Source organism: Ferrovibrio xuzhouensis, assembly GCF_042648965.1.
GTDB lineage: Bacteria > Pseudomonadota > Alphaproteobacteria > Ferrovibrionales > Ferrovibrionaceae > Ferrovibrio > Ferrovibrio xuzhouensis.
Genome location: NZ_JBHRYJ010000001.1, coordinates 438,187 through 452,542, shown reverse-complemented (window position 1 = coordinate 452,542; position 14,356 = coordinate 438,187). Strand labels below are relative to the sequence as shown.

General features: G+C 65.0%; 12 protein-coding genes. 10 read left to right on the top strand and 2 right to left on the bottom strand.

Going from position 1 to position 14,356, the window contains the following annotated elements:
• The first annotated feature begins 221 nt into the window (after positions 1-221).
• From mdh to ACFOOQ_RS02110, 5 genes are all read left to right on the top strand, one after another.
• Positions 222-1,190 (top strand): malate dehydrogenase, encoded by a 969-nt coding sequence (mdh, locus tag ACFOOQ_RS02130; RefSeq protein ID WP_379721084.1) that lies wholly within the window; start codon positions 222-224, stop codon positions 1,188-1,190.
• Between the two features lie 149 nt (positions 1,191-1,339).
• Positions 1,340-1,534, top strand: coding sequence for a YqaE/Pmp3 family membrane protein (locus ACFOOQ_RS02125; RefSeq protein ID WP_379721081.1), 195 nt, complete (start codon positions 1,340-1,342; stop codon positions 1,532-1,534).
• Between the two features lie 204 nt (positions 1,535-1,738).
• Positions 1,739-2,320 carry a hypothetical protein gene (locus ACFOOQ_RS02120; protein ID WP_379721078.1) on the top strand — a complete coding sequence of 194 codons (582 nt, stop codon included), beginning with the start codon at positions 1,739-1,741 and terminating at the stop codon, positions 2,318-2,320.
• Positions 2,317-3,471, top strand: a complete 1,155-nt coding sequence (locus ACFOOQ_RS02115; protein WP_379721075.1) for a M48 family metallopeptidase — start codon at positions 2,317-2,319, stop codon at positions 3,469-3,471. The genes ACFOOQ_RS02120 and ACFOOQ_RS02115 overlap by 4 nt, the downstream gene beginning before the upstream one ends.
• Complete coding sequence (locus ACFOOQ_RS02110) at positions 3,468-4,070, top strand: hypothetical protein (protein WP_379721072.1); 603 nt, start codon at positions 3,468-3,470, stop codon at positions 4,068-4,070. The genes ACFOOQ_RS02115 and ACFOOQ_RS02110 overlap by 4 nt, the downstream gene beginning before the upstream one ends.
• A 31-nt stretch (positions 4,071-4,101) precedes the next feature.
• Here the strand turns inward: ACFOOQ_RS02110 and bioB are convergent, their stop codons facing one another.
• Positions 4,102-5,133, bottom strand: coding sequence for a biotin synthase BioB (gene bioB / locus ACFOOQ_RS02105; RefSeq protein WP_379721069.1), 1,032 nt, complete (start codon positions 5,131-5,133; stop codon positions 4,102-4,104).
• 158 nt (positions 5,134-5,291) lie between these two features.
• Here bioB and ACFOOQ_RS02100 point away from each other — a divergent pair, with 158 nt between their 5' ends.
• Positions 5,292-5,963, top strand: coding sequence for a response regulator (locus ACFOOQ_RS02100; protein WP_379721066.1), 672 nt, complete (start codon positions 5,292-5,294; stop codon positions 5,961-5,963).
• On the opposite strand, the gene ACFOOQ_RS02095 is transcribed toward ACFOOQ_RS02100, so the two are convergent.
• On the bottom strand, positions 5,960-9,433 hold the full coding sequence (locus ACFOOQ_RS02095; RefSeq protein WP_379721063.1) for a hybrid sensor histidine kinase/response regulator: 3,474 nt from the start codon (positions 9,431-9,433) through the stop codon (positions 5,960-5,962). The genes ACFOOQ_RS02100 and ACFOOQ_RS02095 overlap by 4 nt on opposite strands.
• 143 nt (positions 9,434-9,576) lie before the next feature.
• On the opposite strand from ACFOOQ_RS02095, the gene mtgA reads away from it, so the two are divergent.
• From mtgA to ACFOOQ_RS02075, 4 genes are all read left to right on the top strand, one after another.
• Complete coding sequence (gene mtgA, locus ACFOOQ_RS02090) at positions 9,577-10,254, top strand: monofunctional biosynthetic peptidoglycan transglycosylase (RefSeq protein WP_379721060.1); 678 nt, start codon at positions 9,577-9,579, stop codon at positions 10,252-10,254.
• 92 nt (positions 10,255-10,346) lie between these two features.
• Complete coding sequence (locus ACFOOQ_RS02085) at positions 10,347-11,864, top strand: malonate--CoA ligase (RefSeq protein WP_379721057.1); 1,518 nt, start codon at positions 10,347-10,349, stop codon at positions 11,862-11,864.
• Between the two features lie 399 nt (positions 11,865-12,263).
• Complete coding sequence (locus tag ACFOOQ_RS02080) at positions 12,264-13,715, top strand: class I SAM-dependent DNA methyltransferase (protein WP_379721054.1); 1,452 nt, start codon at positions 12,264-12,266, stop codon at positions 13,713-13,715.
• Positions 13,712-14,353: a hypothetical protein gene (locus ACFOOQ_RS02075; RefSeq protein WP_379721051.1), complete on the top strand. Its 642-nt coding sequence runs from the start codon at positions 13,712-13,714 to the stop codon at positions 14,351-14,353. Before ACFOOQ_RS02080 ends, ACFOOQ_RS02075 begins: the two co-directional genes overlap by 4 nt.
• Positions 14,354-14,356 lie beyond the last annotated feature (3 nt).

Below are 14,356 nucleotides of genomic sequence, written 5' to 3'. Positions count from 1 at the left end.
TGACCCGACCATCTGTAGCAGGATGGCAAGAGACCCTCGGGTCGAGCCCGAGGGTGACGACAAGGTTGAGAGCGGCCGCCGGGGCGATCCGGCGGCCGTTTTCTTGGATTTCTGTGACCATGGGACGCGGTCGGGACCCTTGCCCGACCCGCCGATTCCCGCTACCCCTTGGGCCGCCCATTTCCACCCCTGACTTTCAGCCATTTCCGGAGGTTTTTCCCATGGCGCGCAACAAAATCGCCCTGATCGGCGGCGGCAATATCGGTGGCACCCTGGCCCTGCTGGCCGGCCTGAAGGAACTCGGCGACATCACCATCTTCGACGTGGTGGAAGGCCTGCCGCAGGGCAAGGCGCTCGACATGGCGCAGGCCGGCGCGGTCGAGGGCTTCGACGCCAAGCTGCGCGGCACCCAGGACTACGCCGACATCGCGGGTTCTGACGTCATCATCGTCACCGCCGGCGTGGCCCGCAAGCCGGGCATGAGCCGCGACGACCTGCTCGGCATCAACATCAAGGTGATGCAGGCGGTCGGCGCCGGCATCAAGGCGCATGCGCCGAACGCCTTCGTCATCTGCATCACCAACCCGCTCGACGCCATGGTCTGGGTGCTGCGCGAGGTCTGCGGCCTGCCGCACAACAAGGTGATCGGCATGGCCGGCGTGCTCGACAGCGCGCGCTTCCGCCACTTCCTCGCCGAGGAATTCAACGTCTCGGTCAATGACGTCAACGCCTTCGTGCTCGGCGGCCATGGCGACACCATGGTGCCGCTGATCCGCTATTCGACCGTCGCCGGCATTCCGGTGCCCGACCTGATCAAGATGGGCTGGTCGACCCAGGAGAAGATCGACAAGATCATCCAGCGCACCCGCGACGGCGGCGCCGAGATCGTCGGCCTGCTGAAGACCGGCTCGGCCTTCTACGCGCCGGCCTCGTCGGCCATCGAGATGGCGGAAGCCTACCTCAAGGACAAGCGCCGCGTGCTGCCCTGCGCCGCCTGGCTCGACAAGGGCAAGTACGGCCAGGACGGCATGTATGTCGGCGTGCCGGTGGTGATCGGCGCCAACGGCGTCGAGAAGATCGTCGAGATCGAGCTGAACGGCGCCGAGAAGACGATGTTCGAGAATTCGGCCAATGCCGTGAAGGGCCTGGTCGACGCCTGCAAGGCGATCGATCCCAGCCTCGGCAAGTAAGGGGCTCGGCAAGACGCAAGCTTTCTAACTTTCGGAAAACGCGGCGCGCTGGAGCCATCCGGCGCGCCGTCTGTTTTTTGGGGTGGTCGGCGTGGCGGCGAATCGCCTAGGCTGGGTGGCAACGCAAGAGCAATCCGGAGCCGACGACCATGCGCCTGCTGATCGCCATCTTCCTGCCCTTCCTGCTGTTCTTCACCATCGGCCGGCCGGTCGCCGGCATCATCTGCCTGATCCTGCAGGTCACCCTGATCGGCTGGATTCCGGCCGCGCTCTGGGCGGTCTATGCGCTCAGCCAGTACAACACCGCCAAGCAGATCGCCGCCGCCACCGGGCGGGTGGTTTGAATATTTTCTTACCTCCTCACAATCACCTTGCATAACCTCCGGCTGTAGGGAATATTTCCATACGAGGGGATATTTGGGGGTAGGGTGTATAAAATTCTTGCATCTGTAGTTGTGATTCTGGCTCTCGCCGGATGCAACACGAAATCGCATCAGCTGACCACCACATTGAACAGACCGGCGAATCAGGAACCGAGGATCGTCCTGATGCCGCTGGATGTGGAGCTGTCGACCCTGTCGGCGGGCGGCGTCACCGAGCCGCGGGCTGACTGGAGCGAACAGGCCAACAAGTTGCTGCTCGATGCTCTGAAGACCGAAGAGCAGGCGAAAAACATCCACATGATCCCCTATCAAGAGGACGCGAAGGATAGCGCTGGCTATCAGGATCTCGCCAATCAGTTGATCAAGCTGCACGGGGTTGTCGGCAATTCGATCATCATGCACGAGTATGTGCCGCAGGCCGCGCTGCCCAGCAAAAACGGTGCATTTGACTGGAGCCTGGGTCCGGCGGCAAAGGCGATCAAGGAAAAATACAAGGCGGACTATGCGATGTTCGTCTGGGTGCGCGACAGCTACGCCGATGGTGGCCGGGTTGCAGTGATCCTGGTGGCGGCCGCGCTTGGTGTGGGCATTCAGGGCGGCCAGCAGATCGGCTTCGCTTCGCTGGTTGACCTCGAAACCGGCAAGGTGGTCTGGTTCAATCTGCTGGCCAGAGGCTATGGCGACCTGCGCAATGCCGATGGTGCCGCGAATGCGGCCCAGAATCTGCTGGCGAACCTGCCGCAATGATCTACCCGCACAGGCGCCGGGTTCTTGGAGGGTTGTGTTCGTGCACCCTGCTGGGGCTGGCGGGCTGCGTCACGACGCCGAGCGAGGGGCCGGTCACGCCGGGCTACAAGCCCGCTGTCGATACTGACGAGGGTGGACTCTGGTATGTCCTTAACAAGGCTGAACGCGAGGCGCAGCGTTCGCGCTATCTGATTCGCGACCAGGAGATGCATGCCTATCTGGTCGAGGTCATGCAGCGACTAAGCCGGGACTTCAGCAGTGATATGCGGGTCTATCTGATGCGGACGCCGTATTTCAACGCGAGCATGGCACCCAACGGTATGATGACGGTGTGGAGCGGGTTGCTGCTGCGTGTCAACGATGAAGCGCAGCTTGCAGCCATTCTCGGCCATGAAATGGGCCATTACATGCAGCGCCATACCCTGGCGCGCATGCGGGACATGCGGTCGAAAGCCGATATCGGGGCTTTTCTCGGCGGTCTGGGGATCGTCGGCGGGATTGCACAGCTCACCCTGCTGGCCTCGAACTTCGCCTATGCGCGCGATCAGGAGCGCGAGGCCGATCAGATCGGTTTGCAGCTGATGAGCAAGGCAGGTTATCGGCCGCAGTCGGCGGCTGATGTTTGGCAGCAGATCATCGATGAGACAAAGGCCGACAAGGATGCCAAAAGCGAGGGCATCATGTTTGCCACCCACCCCGCTAACGAGGAACGCCTTGAGACACTCCGCGCCAAGGCTGCGGAGCTCGGCGAAAGTGGCGAAACCCGCAGTGCGCGCTATCACGAAAAAATAAAAAGCATCCGCTTCATGCTGCTGGACGACGAAGTACGGCTGCACCAGTACGAACGGACGCTCGTGGTCTTGAAGCGGCTGCAGGAGGCGCAGCCGAATGACGGACAGCTGCAGTATTTCGAAGGGGAAGTGTACCGGCTGCGCGACGACAAGGACGACCGTAAGCTGGCCCAGGATTGCTATGGACGGGCAATCGACGGCATCGATTGTCCACCCGAGGCATGGCGATCTCTTGGCTTGGTGCAGATGAAGGATAGCCAATCGACACTCGCCCGGAGATCCTTCGACACCTATCTCAGGCTGCTGCCGAAAGCCGAAGACCGAATCATCATCAAAAGCTACATGGATAAAATGACATGACGCCACTCAAGCATGTTATGCGCGGTATCGCGCTGCTTTCCCTGCTGGCTCTGGCAGCCTGCGCCTCCTACACTCTTGTCCCGGCAGCGCCGGCAACGGTTGCAAATTTCCAGGTCGACGTGAATGACTCCTGGAACAAGGCCAACAAGTTGCTGATCGAGAGCTCGGCGCCGGTAGCGTACTGGACGTCCGACGGACCGGCATTGGATTCGATCCTGTTTGTCGGCGGTGTAAAAACAGGCAAACCGATTCTGACCGTAGGTCGCGAGGATGAGGTCAAGGACAAGCTGCTGTTCCGCGACACGATGACGTCAAGCGAAGTCGTTGAGCTCTGGGAAGCCACGATGACCAAGGTGTTCAAGACGACCCTGGCGGAAGGCAAGAATGTGCAGCCGGTGAAGTTCGCCGGAATGGATGGCTTTCGCTTCGATTTCAATTATGTCCCGAAAGACGAGGTCGACCGTAAGGGGGTCGGTTTCGGTGCAGTAAAGGACGGGCGGCTATACCTGATATTCTTCTCGGGTACGAAGCTGTACCACTACGGCCTTCGCGAGGCTGAAGCGATGCATATCATCCAGACGGCCCGGATTACCGGGTAGCACCGGACCTTGGGGTCCCTGGCGCGGCGGATCACTCTGCCGCCGCGCCGATCTCTGCCGTGGCATAGAGCATCGGCGTGATGCCGAGCTTCGCCAGCAGGGCGCCGTCGCGGTCCTGGCCCGGGTTCTTCGTGGTCAGCAGCTTGTCGCCGAGAAAGACCGAGTTGGCGCCGGCGAGGAAGGCCAGCGCCTGCAACTCGTCGCTCATCTGCTCGCGGCCGGCCGACAGGCGGACCATCGAGGCCGGCATGATGATCCGCGCCACCGCGATGGTGCGCACGAAGTCGATGCCGTCGGGCTTCGCCTGGCCGTTCAGCGGCGTGCCTTCCACCTGCACCAGCATGTTGATCGGCACGCTTTCCGGATGCGCCGGCAGGGTGGCCAGGCTGTGCAGCAGGCCGACGCGGTCCTCCGGCTTCTCGCCCAGCCCGACGATGCCGCCGCAGCAGACCTTCATGCCGGTGTCGCGCACATGGGCCAGCGTATCCAGCCGGTCCTGGTAGGTGCGGGTGGTGATGATGGCGCCGTAATGCTCCGGCGAGGTATCGAGATTGTGGTTGTAATAGTCGAGGCCGGCATCGCGCAGCCGCCTGGCCTGGTCGGGCGTCAGCATGCCGAGCGTGGCGCAGGTCTCCAGCCCGAGCGCCTTCACTTCGGCGATCATGCGGCCGACCTTCTCGATGTCGCGGTCCTTCGGGCTGCGCCAGGCGGCGCCCATGCAGAAGCGGCTGGCGCCGCTTGCCTTGGCGGCACGGGCCGCCTCCAGCGTGGCCTCGACATCCATCAGCTTCTCGGCCTCGACGCCGGTGTCGAACTGGGCGCTCTGCGGGCAGTAGGCACAGTCTTCCGGGCAGCCGCCGGTCTTGATGCTGAGCAGGGTGCTGAGCTGCACCTCGTTGGCGCTGAAGCGCCGGCGGTGCACCTGCTGGGCCAGGAAGACCAGATCGGCAAACGGCAGGCCGAACAGGGCGGCGATCTCCGTGCGGCTCCAGTCATGGCGGATTTCCGCGGCGCCGCAGCGCTGGGTGAGGGCGGCGATATCCACAGAAGCAGGCTGTGTCATGGCGGAACTCCGTCGGCTGGATCGGATGTCTGCACTAGCCCGCCGGCGCCGGCCTGTCCAGAGGCGGGCCACAGCCCGCGGTTGCAGCGCACACAGGCTTCCAATAAGGCTGGCCTCTCCTTGCTCCACGCCCGGCGGCTGGTTTACGCTTCCGGCCCATGACGGGGACAGGGAAGGCCGGCACAGAACCGGCGCTCACCATAATCATTGCCGACGATCATCCGCTGGTGCGCGATGCGCTTGGTCAGGCGTTGCGCCAGACCATGAACGGCGTTGCCGTGATCGGCGCCGGCGATCTGCCGGAGGCACAGGCGGCGCTCGATGCGCATGACGCCGTCGACCTGCTGATCCTCGATCTCGACATGCCGGGCATGGATGGTTTCGCCGGCCTCGCCGCGGTGCGCGCCAGCCATCCCGCCGTGCCGGTGGCGATGGTCTCGTCGACCCGCGAGCCGGCGGTGATGCGGCGTGCCATCGAATTCGGCGCTGCCGCCTTCGTGCCGAAATCGGCGCCGCTGGAAACTATCGCCAGCGCGCTGCAGGCGGTGCTCGACGGCGAGGTATGGCTGCCGCCGGAGGCCAGCGGCGAGCCCGAGGCCGGCATGCCGGGCGACTTCGCCCGCCGCGTCGCCGAGCTGACGCCGCAGCAGTTCCGCGTGCTCGCCCTGCTGGCCAAGGGCAAACTGAACAAGCAGATCGCCCATGAACTGTCGGTCGGCGAGGCGACGGTGAAGGCGCATGTGACGGCCATTCTCAAGAAGCTCGGCGTGCGCAGCCGCACCCAGGCGGCCATCGCGGCCCGGCATTTCGCCGTGGGCAGCGAGGGCTAGCTGGCGCCGCCGGCGGCAAGGTCGGCTGACGGGTCAAGGGCAGGCCGCCGGCGCTGGCTGATCAGGGCGCGCAACGCCGCCGGCCGCACCGGTTTGTGCAGCACATCCACCTGCTGCAGGGCGGCGCGGTGCCGCAGATCCTGGCTGCGGTCGGCGGTGATCAGGATGGCCGGCAACTGGCTGCCCCAGTCCTGGCGCAGCAGGGCGACGGCGGCGAGCCCGTCGGGGCCGCCCTCGTCGAGATGCAGGTCGGCCAGGATGATGTCGGGGCTGCGGCCGGCCGCCGCGACGGCCTGGCGTGCCGCCGCCACGCTGCCGACGGCGGCCACCCGGCAGGACCAGCCTTCCAGCAGGGCGGTCATGGCGTCGCGCACGCCGGCCTCGTTCTCGATGCACAGGATGAAACTGCCGGCCAGCGAGCCGGCGGTGATGGCCGGCAGGGCGTCGCTGTCCGGCAGGCGGGCGGGCGCCGCCGTGGCGCGCGGCAGGGTGACCGAGAAGGCCGAGCCGCGACCGACGACGGACTCAAGGCCGACCGGCATGCCGAGCGTGCGCGCGATGCGGTCGACGATGGCCAGCCCGAGGCCGAGGCCGCGCTCGCCGTTTTCGTCGCCGCCGTCGCCACGATCGAGCCGGGCGAATTCCTGGAAAATCGTCCGCCGCTTGTCGGCCGGAATGCCGCGGCCGTTGTCGCAGACCACGATGCGCAGGCGGTCACCGCTGCGGCGGCAGCCGATCAGCACCCGGCGGTCCGGCCGGTCGGCGCCGGCATAGCGGATTGCGTTGGCGACGAAATTCTGCAGCACGCGGCGCAGCAGGCCGGCGTCGGTACTGACCGTTGCCGTGGTCGGCACCAGCCGGATGGTGACGCCGCGTTTCGAGGCCAGCGGCGCGAAGGCATCGGCAAGCGACTCGAGCAGCGGGCCCAGCGCGACCGGGCGGATATCGGGCTTCACCGCGCCAGCGTCGAGTTTCGAGATGTCGAGCAGGGCATCGAGCAGCAGCTCCACCGCGGCAAGACCATGGTCGATGCGCGAGACCAGCGGATTGTCAGGCTCGCGTTCGGCCAGCGCCGCCGTGAACAGGCGCGCGGCATGCAGCGGCTGCAGCAGGTCATGGCTGGCGGCAGCGAGAAAACGCGTCTTGCCGAGGTTGGCGGTTTCGGCTTCCTGGCGGGAATGGTCGAGTTCCTGCACCGCAAGCTGCAGTTCGGCCGTGCGCTCGGCAACCCGGCGCTCCAGGCCCGCATAGGCGGTGCGCAGCGCCTCGGCCGAGCGCACGCGCTCGCTGATATCCGTGCAGGTGGCGACGCAGCCGCCGTCCGGCATCGGGTCGACGCGGATTTCCGTCACCCGACCGCCGGGCCGCATCTGCTCGTAGATGCGCAAGGCATCGCCGCCGGCGGCCAGCAGGGCGACAAGGTCGGGCACGGCATCACGGGCCAGCACCTCCAGCGGGACGCCGTTGGTCGCACGGCCGGGTGGCAGGCCGAGCAGGTCGAGGAAGCGGTCGTTCCAGGCCAGCAGGCGGCGCTCGCGGTCGAAAACGCCGATGCCCTGGCTGACATGATCCAGCGTGGTGCGCAGCAGGTCGAGATTCTGCCGGATCGCCTCGGAGGCCTCGCCGAGCATGGCGCGGGCGGCGCGCGGGCTGAGCAGGTTGCGGCCCTGGGCCGAAGCCATGACGATACGGGCCGAGGCCGCGCCGATGGCGCCGCTGAGCAGGTGCTCGGTAAAGGCGTGCGCCTCGGCGGCGGTCATCTGCCGGCCGGCGAAGGCGCGCTCGGCGCGTTCGGTACCGATGAAGCGGGTGGCCAGCGCGCGGCATTCGTCGACGCGCGGATCGTGGCCTGTTTCGCCTTCGGCCGCCGGCGGCGGCAGGGCATCGCCGTCGACGAAGATCCGCGCCTGTTCGATGTCGCGCCGGCGCGCCGGCGCCAGCAGCGAGACGATCACCAGGAGCGCGGTATTGGCCAGCAGGCTGGCGACGAAACCCTGCAGGATCGGATCGAAACTGCTGACCGGCGGCGGCATCAGATGGTTCAGCGGCGCGGTCAGGCTGCCGCCGCTGGCAGCGCCCTCGATGGACGGCAGCAGCAGGGTGTACAGCCAGGTGGCAAAGCCGGCGGCCAGGCCGGCGATCACGCCGTGGCGGTGCGCGCGGCGCCAGTACAGGCCGAACAGCAGCGGCGGCGCGAAATTGCCGACCGCGCAGAACGAGATCATGCCGATCGACGCCAGCGGCAGGTAGCCGGCGATCCAGGTGTGGTAGATATAGGCCGCCACCAGGATGACGACGACGGCGGCGCGCCGCACGTTCAGCACGATGCGGCCGATGTCGCCCGAGCCGCCGGCGCGCGAGCGCAGCAGCAGCGGAGTGACCAGTTCGTTCGACACCATGATCGACAGCGCCATGCAGGCGACGATGACCATCGAGGTGGCCGCCGACAGACCGCCGATGAAGGCGAAGACCGACAGCGAGACCTGGTGCGCCATCATCGGGATGGTGATGACGAAGACGTCCGGGTTGGCGCCGGGCTCCATTACCAGCAGGCCGGCGGCGGCGATCGGCACCACGAACAGGTTGATCGCCACCAGATAGGCGGGGAACAGCCAGCGCGCCTCCTTCAGCGCGCCGCGCTCGCCGTTCTCGACCACGGCGACATGGAACTGGCGCGGCAGGCACAGGAAGGCAAAGCCGGACAGCACGGTCATGACGATCCAGTTGCTGCCGATGCTGCCGCCGATGCGTTCGGCCAGCGCCGGATTGAGCCGGATGCGGTCGAACAGGTCGATGCCGGAATCGAACAGGCCGAAGACGACGAAGGCTCCGACGGCGAGGAAGGCGGCCAGCTTGACCAGCGACTCGAAGGCGATGGCCAGCATCATGCCGCGATGCTGCTCGGTCGCCTGCACATGGCGCATGCCGAACAGGATGGTGAACAGACCCATGATGACGGCCACGAACATCGCCGTGTCGCGCCAGGGCGGCGGCAGGCTGGCGTGCAGCAGGTGGGCCATGTCGCTGCCGACCAGCACCTCGAAGGTGACGCTGACCGCCTGCATCTGCAGGGCGATATAGGGCAGCACGCCGATCACCGCGATCAGCGTGACCAGCACGGCGACCGCGCGGCTCTTGCCGTAGCGCGAGCCGATGAAATCGGCGATGGACGTGACGTTCTGCCGTTTGGCGATGCCGACCATTTTCGCCAGCACCGGATAGCCCAGCGTGATCGCCAGCACCGGGCCGACATAGATCAGGATGAAATCCGGCCCGCTGGCGGCGGCACGGCCGACCGAACCGTAGAAGGTCCAGGAGGTGCAGTAGATCGCCAGCGACAGGGCGTAGATGGTGGCGCCGCTGCGACCCTTGTACCAGCGGTCGGCCAGACGGTCGCCGAGGTGGGCGACCGCGAACAGCAGTCCGAGATAGCCCAGCGACAGAAGCAGGATGGCGCTGCCCTGCAGCATGCGGTCGTTTGTCTCCCTGTTGTCCTGAGTTAAGCCTGCCGGCCGGGGCCTGTCCACAGAATTGGCGGCCGGGGCGGGGGGGCGGGCGAGTGCCCGGCGAGGCTGCGGTTGAGTTTCCCCCGGCTTCAGGCTCTGCTGCGGTGATGAAAGCGCTGATTCGCCTGCTCCGCTGGCTGGTGGTCGCCATCCTCGTCTTCTGGCTGGGCGGGCTGCTGCTGTACCGGTTTGTCGATCCGCCGGCGACGCCGCTGATGCTGATCCGCAGCCTCCAGCGCGGCGCCTGGGTGGCGTATCATCCGGTCGATTTCGCCGCCGTCGCGCCGGCGCTCGGCCGCGCCGTGGTGGCCTCCGAGGACGGCCGCTTCTGCCTGCACCATGGCATCGACTTCGAGGCTTTGCAGGACGCGCTGGAGGATTACGACGAGACCGGCCGCCTGCGCGGCGCCAGCACGATCACCATGCAGGTGGCGCGCAACCTGTTCCTGTGGCCGGGCGGCGGGTTCGTGCGCAAGGCGCTGGAGGCGCCGCTTGCCCTGCTGCTGGATGCGCTGTGGCCGAAGCGGCGCATCCTCGAGGTCTATCTCAATGTCGCCGAGATGGGCGGCGGCCTGTTCGGCGCGGAAGCCGCGGCGCGGGCGCATTTCGACCGGCCCGCCGCCCGGCTCGGCGAGAATGAGGCCAGCCGGCTCGCCGCCATCCTGCCCAATCCGCGGCACTGGGATGCGGCCAGGCCGAGCGCCTACGTGCTGCGCCGCGCCAGCATCATCCGGGCCCGCATGGCACAACTGGCCCGCCAGCAGACCGCCTGCTTCGCGCGCTGATCCGGCCAAAGGCCTTGCGCCGGGGGCGAGGCCTGCGATTAATAGGCGGCAGAACCGCCCAAGAAATCCCCAGAGGAAACGTTTTCGCCGCCATGTCCGACAGCCTGTATACCCTGATCCGCTCCCGCATCGCCGACCCGGCCCGTCCCTTCATCGAGACCGGCGACGGCCGCAATTTCAGCTACGGCGATGCCTTCGCGCTGGCCGGCCGTTTCGCCAACGCCCTGCAGGCCATGGGCGTGCAGCCGGGCGACCGGGTCGCCGTGCAGGTCGACAAGTCGGCCGAGGCGCTGATCCTCTATCTCGGCGTCATCGCCGCCGGCGGCGTCTACCTGCCGCTCAATGTCGGCTATACGCTGACCGAACTCGAATATTTCATCGGCGATGCCGAACCGCGCGTGGTGGTCTGCCGGCCGTCGGCCGTTGCCGCCCTGGCCCCGGTGGCCGGCAAGCTCGGCGTCGCCCATTGCGTCACGCTCGGCGACAAGGGCGACGGCACGCTGATGGACAAGGCCGCCGCCGCATCGCCTGATTTCACCGCAGTGCCGCGCGCCGCCAGCGACCTGGCGGCCATTCTCTATACCTCGGGCACCACCGGTCGTTCCAAGGGCGCCATGCTGAGCCACAGCAATCTGGCCTCCAACGCCCTGACGCTGGTCGATTACTGGCGCTTCACCAAGGACGACGTGCTGCTGCACGCCCTGCCGATCTTCCATACCCACGGGCTGTTCGTCGCCAGCAACATCGTGCTGCTGACCGGTGCCAAGATGATCTTCCTCAACCGGTTCGATGCCGACGAGGTGATCCGCCAGCTGCCGCGGGCGACCGCCATGATGGGGGTGCCGACCTTCTACGTCCGCCTGCTGCAGCATGCCGGACTGACCAAGGAGCTGGTCAAGCATATCCGCCTGTTCGTCTCGGGCTCGGCGCCGCTGCTGGCCGATACCCACAAGGAATGGGAGGCGCGCACCGGCCACCGCATCCTCGAGCGCTACGGGATGACCGAGACCAACATGAACACCTCGAACCCTTACGACGCCGAGCGCATCGCCGGCACGGTGGGCTTCCCGCTGCCGGGCGTGTCGTTGCGCATCGCCGACCCGGAGACGGGCAAGCCCCTGCCGCAGGGCGAGATCGGCATGATCGAGGTGAAGGGCCCGAACGTCTTCCAGGGCTACTGGCGCATGCCGGAAAAGACCGCGGCCGAATTCCGCGCCGACGGCTTCTTCATCACCGGCGACCTCGGCAAGATCGACGACCGCGGCTATGTGCATATCGTCGGCCGCGGCAAGGACCTGATCATCTCCGGCGGCTACAACGTCTACCCCAAGGAAATCGAGACCGAGATCGATGCCCTGCCGGGCGTGGTGGAATCCGCCGTGATCGGCGTCGCCCACCGCGATTTCGGCGAGGGCGTCACCGCGGTGGTGGTCACGTCGAAGGGGGCTGCGCTCGACGAGGCCGGCGTGCTGAAGGCGCTGGACGGCCGGCTGGCCAAGTTCAAGCTGCCCAAGCGGGTGTTCTTCGTCGACGACCTGCCGCGCAACACCATGGGCAAGGTGCAGAAGAACCTGCTGCGCGACCAGTACAGGGATCTCTACAAGGCCTGATACAAAAGGCCTGACCGGGCGGCCGGGCGGTCCGGTTCCGCCCGTTGCAGCCCGTTCGTGACCGTTTCTGACCGTTCGTGACCGTTGCAGCCCGGTCGGGACCGTTTCTGACCGCTGCGGCCCGTTTGTGCCCGCTGGTGACCATTCCGGCCCGTTCGTGACCGTTTCGGACCGCTGGGGACCATTTTGGTCCGATGGCGGCGCCGGCGACCCTGCATGCCATAATATTCATCCGATTCCGGATGAACCGTGGACTCCCTCGATTATTGCGAAAGAGAACATAATTGGAACATTCCTGCCGGCTGTCAAGCCCGCAGCCATGTGCGGGCCGGCGATTGCCCCGGCGACGGCTTTCGCCAACACTGCATCGCGATTCTGCATCACACCCGGGATGATTTCGTGTTCGAACAGGTTTTCAGGAATATCGACGACGTCCTCTGGAAAGAGGCCGGCTGCACCACCGAGCTGGATTACACCGAGCAGTGCTCCTGGCTGCTGTTCCTGAAATACCTCGACGCGCTGGAGGCCGACAAAAAGGTCGAGGCCGAGATCGAGGGCCGCAAATACACCCACATCCTCGACAAGCGCTATCGCTGGGGCACCTGGGCGGCGCCGAAGGACAAGGCCGGGAAATTCGACCACAACACGGCCCGGAGCGGCGATGACCTGGTCGAATTCGTCAACGACGACCTGTTCCCCTACCTGCGCGGCTTCAAGCAGAAGGCCAGCGGCCCGGATACCATCCAGTACAAGATCGGCGAGATTTTCGGCGAGATCAAAAACCGCATCACCAGCGGCTATAACCTGCGCGAGATCGTCGAGCAGATGGATGGCCTGCGCTTCGGCTCGCAGGCGGAAAAGCACGAACTCTCCGACCTCTACGAGACCCGCATCCGCAAGATGGGCAATGCCGGGCGCAACGGCGGCGAATATTACACGCCGCGGCCCCTGATCCGCGCCATGATCAAAGTCACCGACCCGCGGATCGGCGAGCGCATCTACGACGGCGCCTGCGGCTCGGCCGGCTTCCTCTGCGAGGCCTTTGCCTACCTGAACGCAAAGGCGAAGACGACGAAGGACAAAAAGATCCTGCAGGAGCGCAGCTTCTACGGCCGGGAGAAGAAGTCGCTCGCCTATGTGATCGGCATCATGAACATGATCCTGCACGGCATCGCGGCGCCGCATCTCCTGCATACCAACACCCTGGCGGAAAACCTGGCCGACGTGCAGGCGAAGGACCAGTTCGACGTGATCCTCGCCAACCCGCCTTTCGGCGGCAAGGAACGCGCCGAGATCCAGCAGAATTTCGACATCCGCACCGGCGAGACCGCCTATCTGTTCCTGCAGCATTTCATCCGCATGCTGAAACCCGGCGGCCGCGCCGCCGTGGTGATCAAGAACACGTTTCTATCCAACACCGACAAGGCATCCATCGCGCTGCGCAAACTGCTGCTGGACAGCTGCAACCTGCATACCGTGCTCGACTGCCCCGGCGGCACCTTCCAGGGCGCCGGGGTGAAGACCGTGGTGCTGTTTTTCGAGAAGGGCAGCAAGACGCGCAGCATCTGGTATTACCAGCTCGACCCGGGCCGCAATCTTGGCAAGACCAATCCGTTGAATGACGCTGACATGGCCGACTTCGTCGAGTTGCAGAGGACTTTTGCCGAGTCGCCGAAAAGCTGGCGCGTCGATGCTGCTGCCATTGATCCGGAGACTTATGACCTATCGGTATGTGCCCCCGACGATGGTGAAGTAGAGAAAATGCGAAGTCCGCGAGAGATTCTTGATGAGATCACTACACTGGATGCGGAAAGCGCGAAGTCTCTGGAGACAATCCGGGGGCTTTTGTGAAGACAGGTTGGAATGCAAAGCCGCTGGGCGAAGTGTGTGCTATTATTGGAGGGGGAACGCCACCAATCCCACCGATCTCTCAACAAAGAAGAATCGTTGACCTTCTTGATAGCGGGTTCCATGAAATTGATGTGATTGAGCGAGATGCGGAAGGGAATGTCCAAAACTCTAAGTTATTGTTTCAGATGTGCTTGAGTGAGGTCTTCGGAAGACATCATTCTAACTGGGAGACATGCGAAGTTATGACAGATCTCTCATCCAAGATGAAGTTGCTCGGCCGGCCAGCTTTCATCGACCGAGATAACGTGCTGCACAATCAGCGCATAGGACGAGTTATTTTTCATAGTGAAAAGGTCGACAAGCACTATCTGTATTTTTATATGCTCAGTGAAGCTTTTTTAAGTAATATAAGGCGAACCGCAACTGGAACTATGGTGCGCCACACCGCACCTAAGCGGATTGTCGGAAACAGAATTTCATTTCCTTCAGATCATCAGTCTCAACGAAATATAATAGGCAAACTTGTTGCTATCAGGAGTGAGTGTTCCAGCCTCCAAAATGTGTATCAGCGCAAACTCGCCGCCCTTGACGAGCTGAAGAAATCCTTGCTGCATCAGGCCTTCACCGGCAATCTCTGAGGG

What these genes read in the sequence shown, in the direction of transcription:
- mdh (WP_379721084.1), top strand. Translation starts at nt 222, where the DNA reads ATGGCGCGCAACAAAATCGCCCTGATCGGCGGCGGCAATATCGGTGGC.
- ACFOOQ_RS02125 (WP_379721081.1), top strand. Translation starts at nt 1,340, where the DNA reads ATGCGCCTGCTGATCGCCATCTTCCTGCCCTTCCTGCTGTTCTTCACC.
- ACFOOQ_RS02120 (WP_379721078.1), top strand. Translation starts at nt 1,739, where the DNA reads ATGCCGCTGGATGTGGAGCTGTCGACCCTGTCGGCGGGCGGCGTCACC.
- ACFOOQ_RS02115 (WP_379721075.1), top strand. Translation starts at nt 2,317, where the DNA reads ATGATCTACCCGCACAGGCGCCGGGTTCTTGGAGGGTTGTGTTCGTGC.
- ACFOOQ_RS02110 (WP_379721072.1), top strand. Translation starts at nt 3,468, where the DNA reads ATGACGCCACTCAAGCATGTTATGCGCGGTATCGCGCTGCTTTCCCTG.
- bioB (WP_379721069.1), bottom strand. Translation starts at nt 5,133, where the DNA reads ATGACACAGCCTGCTTCTGTGGATATCGCCGCCCTCACCCAGCGCTGC.
- ACFOOQ_RS02100 (WP_379721066.1), top strand. Translation starts at nt 5,292, where the DNA reads ATGACGGGGACAGGGAAGGCCGGCACAGAACCGGCGCTCACCATAATC.
- ACFOOQ_RS02095 (WP_379721063.1), bottom strand. Translation starts at nt 9,433, where the DNA reads ATGCTGCAGGGCAGCGCCATCCTGCTTCTGTCGCTGGGCTATCTCGGA.
- mtgA (WP_379721060.1), top strand. Translation starts at nt 9,577, where the DNA reads ATGAAAGCGCTGATTCGCCTGCTCCGCTGGCTGGTGGTCGCCATCCTC.
- ACFOOQ_RS02085 (WP_379721057.1), top strand. Translation starts at nt 10,347, where the DNA reads ATGTCCGACAGCCTGTATACCCTGATCCGCTCCCGCATCGCCGACCCG.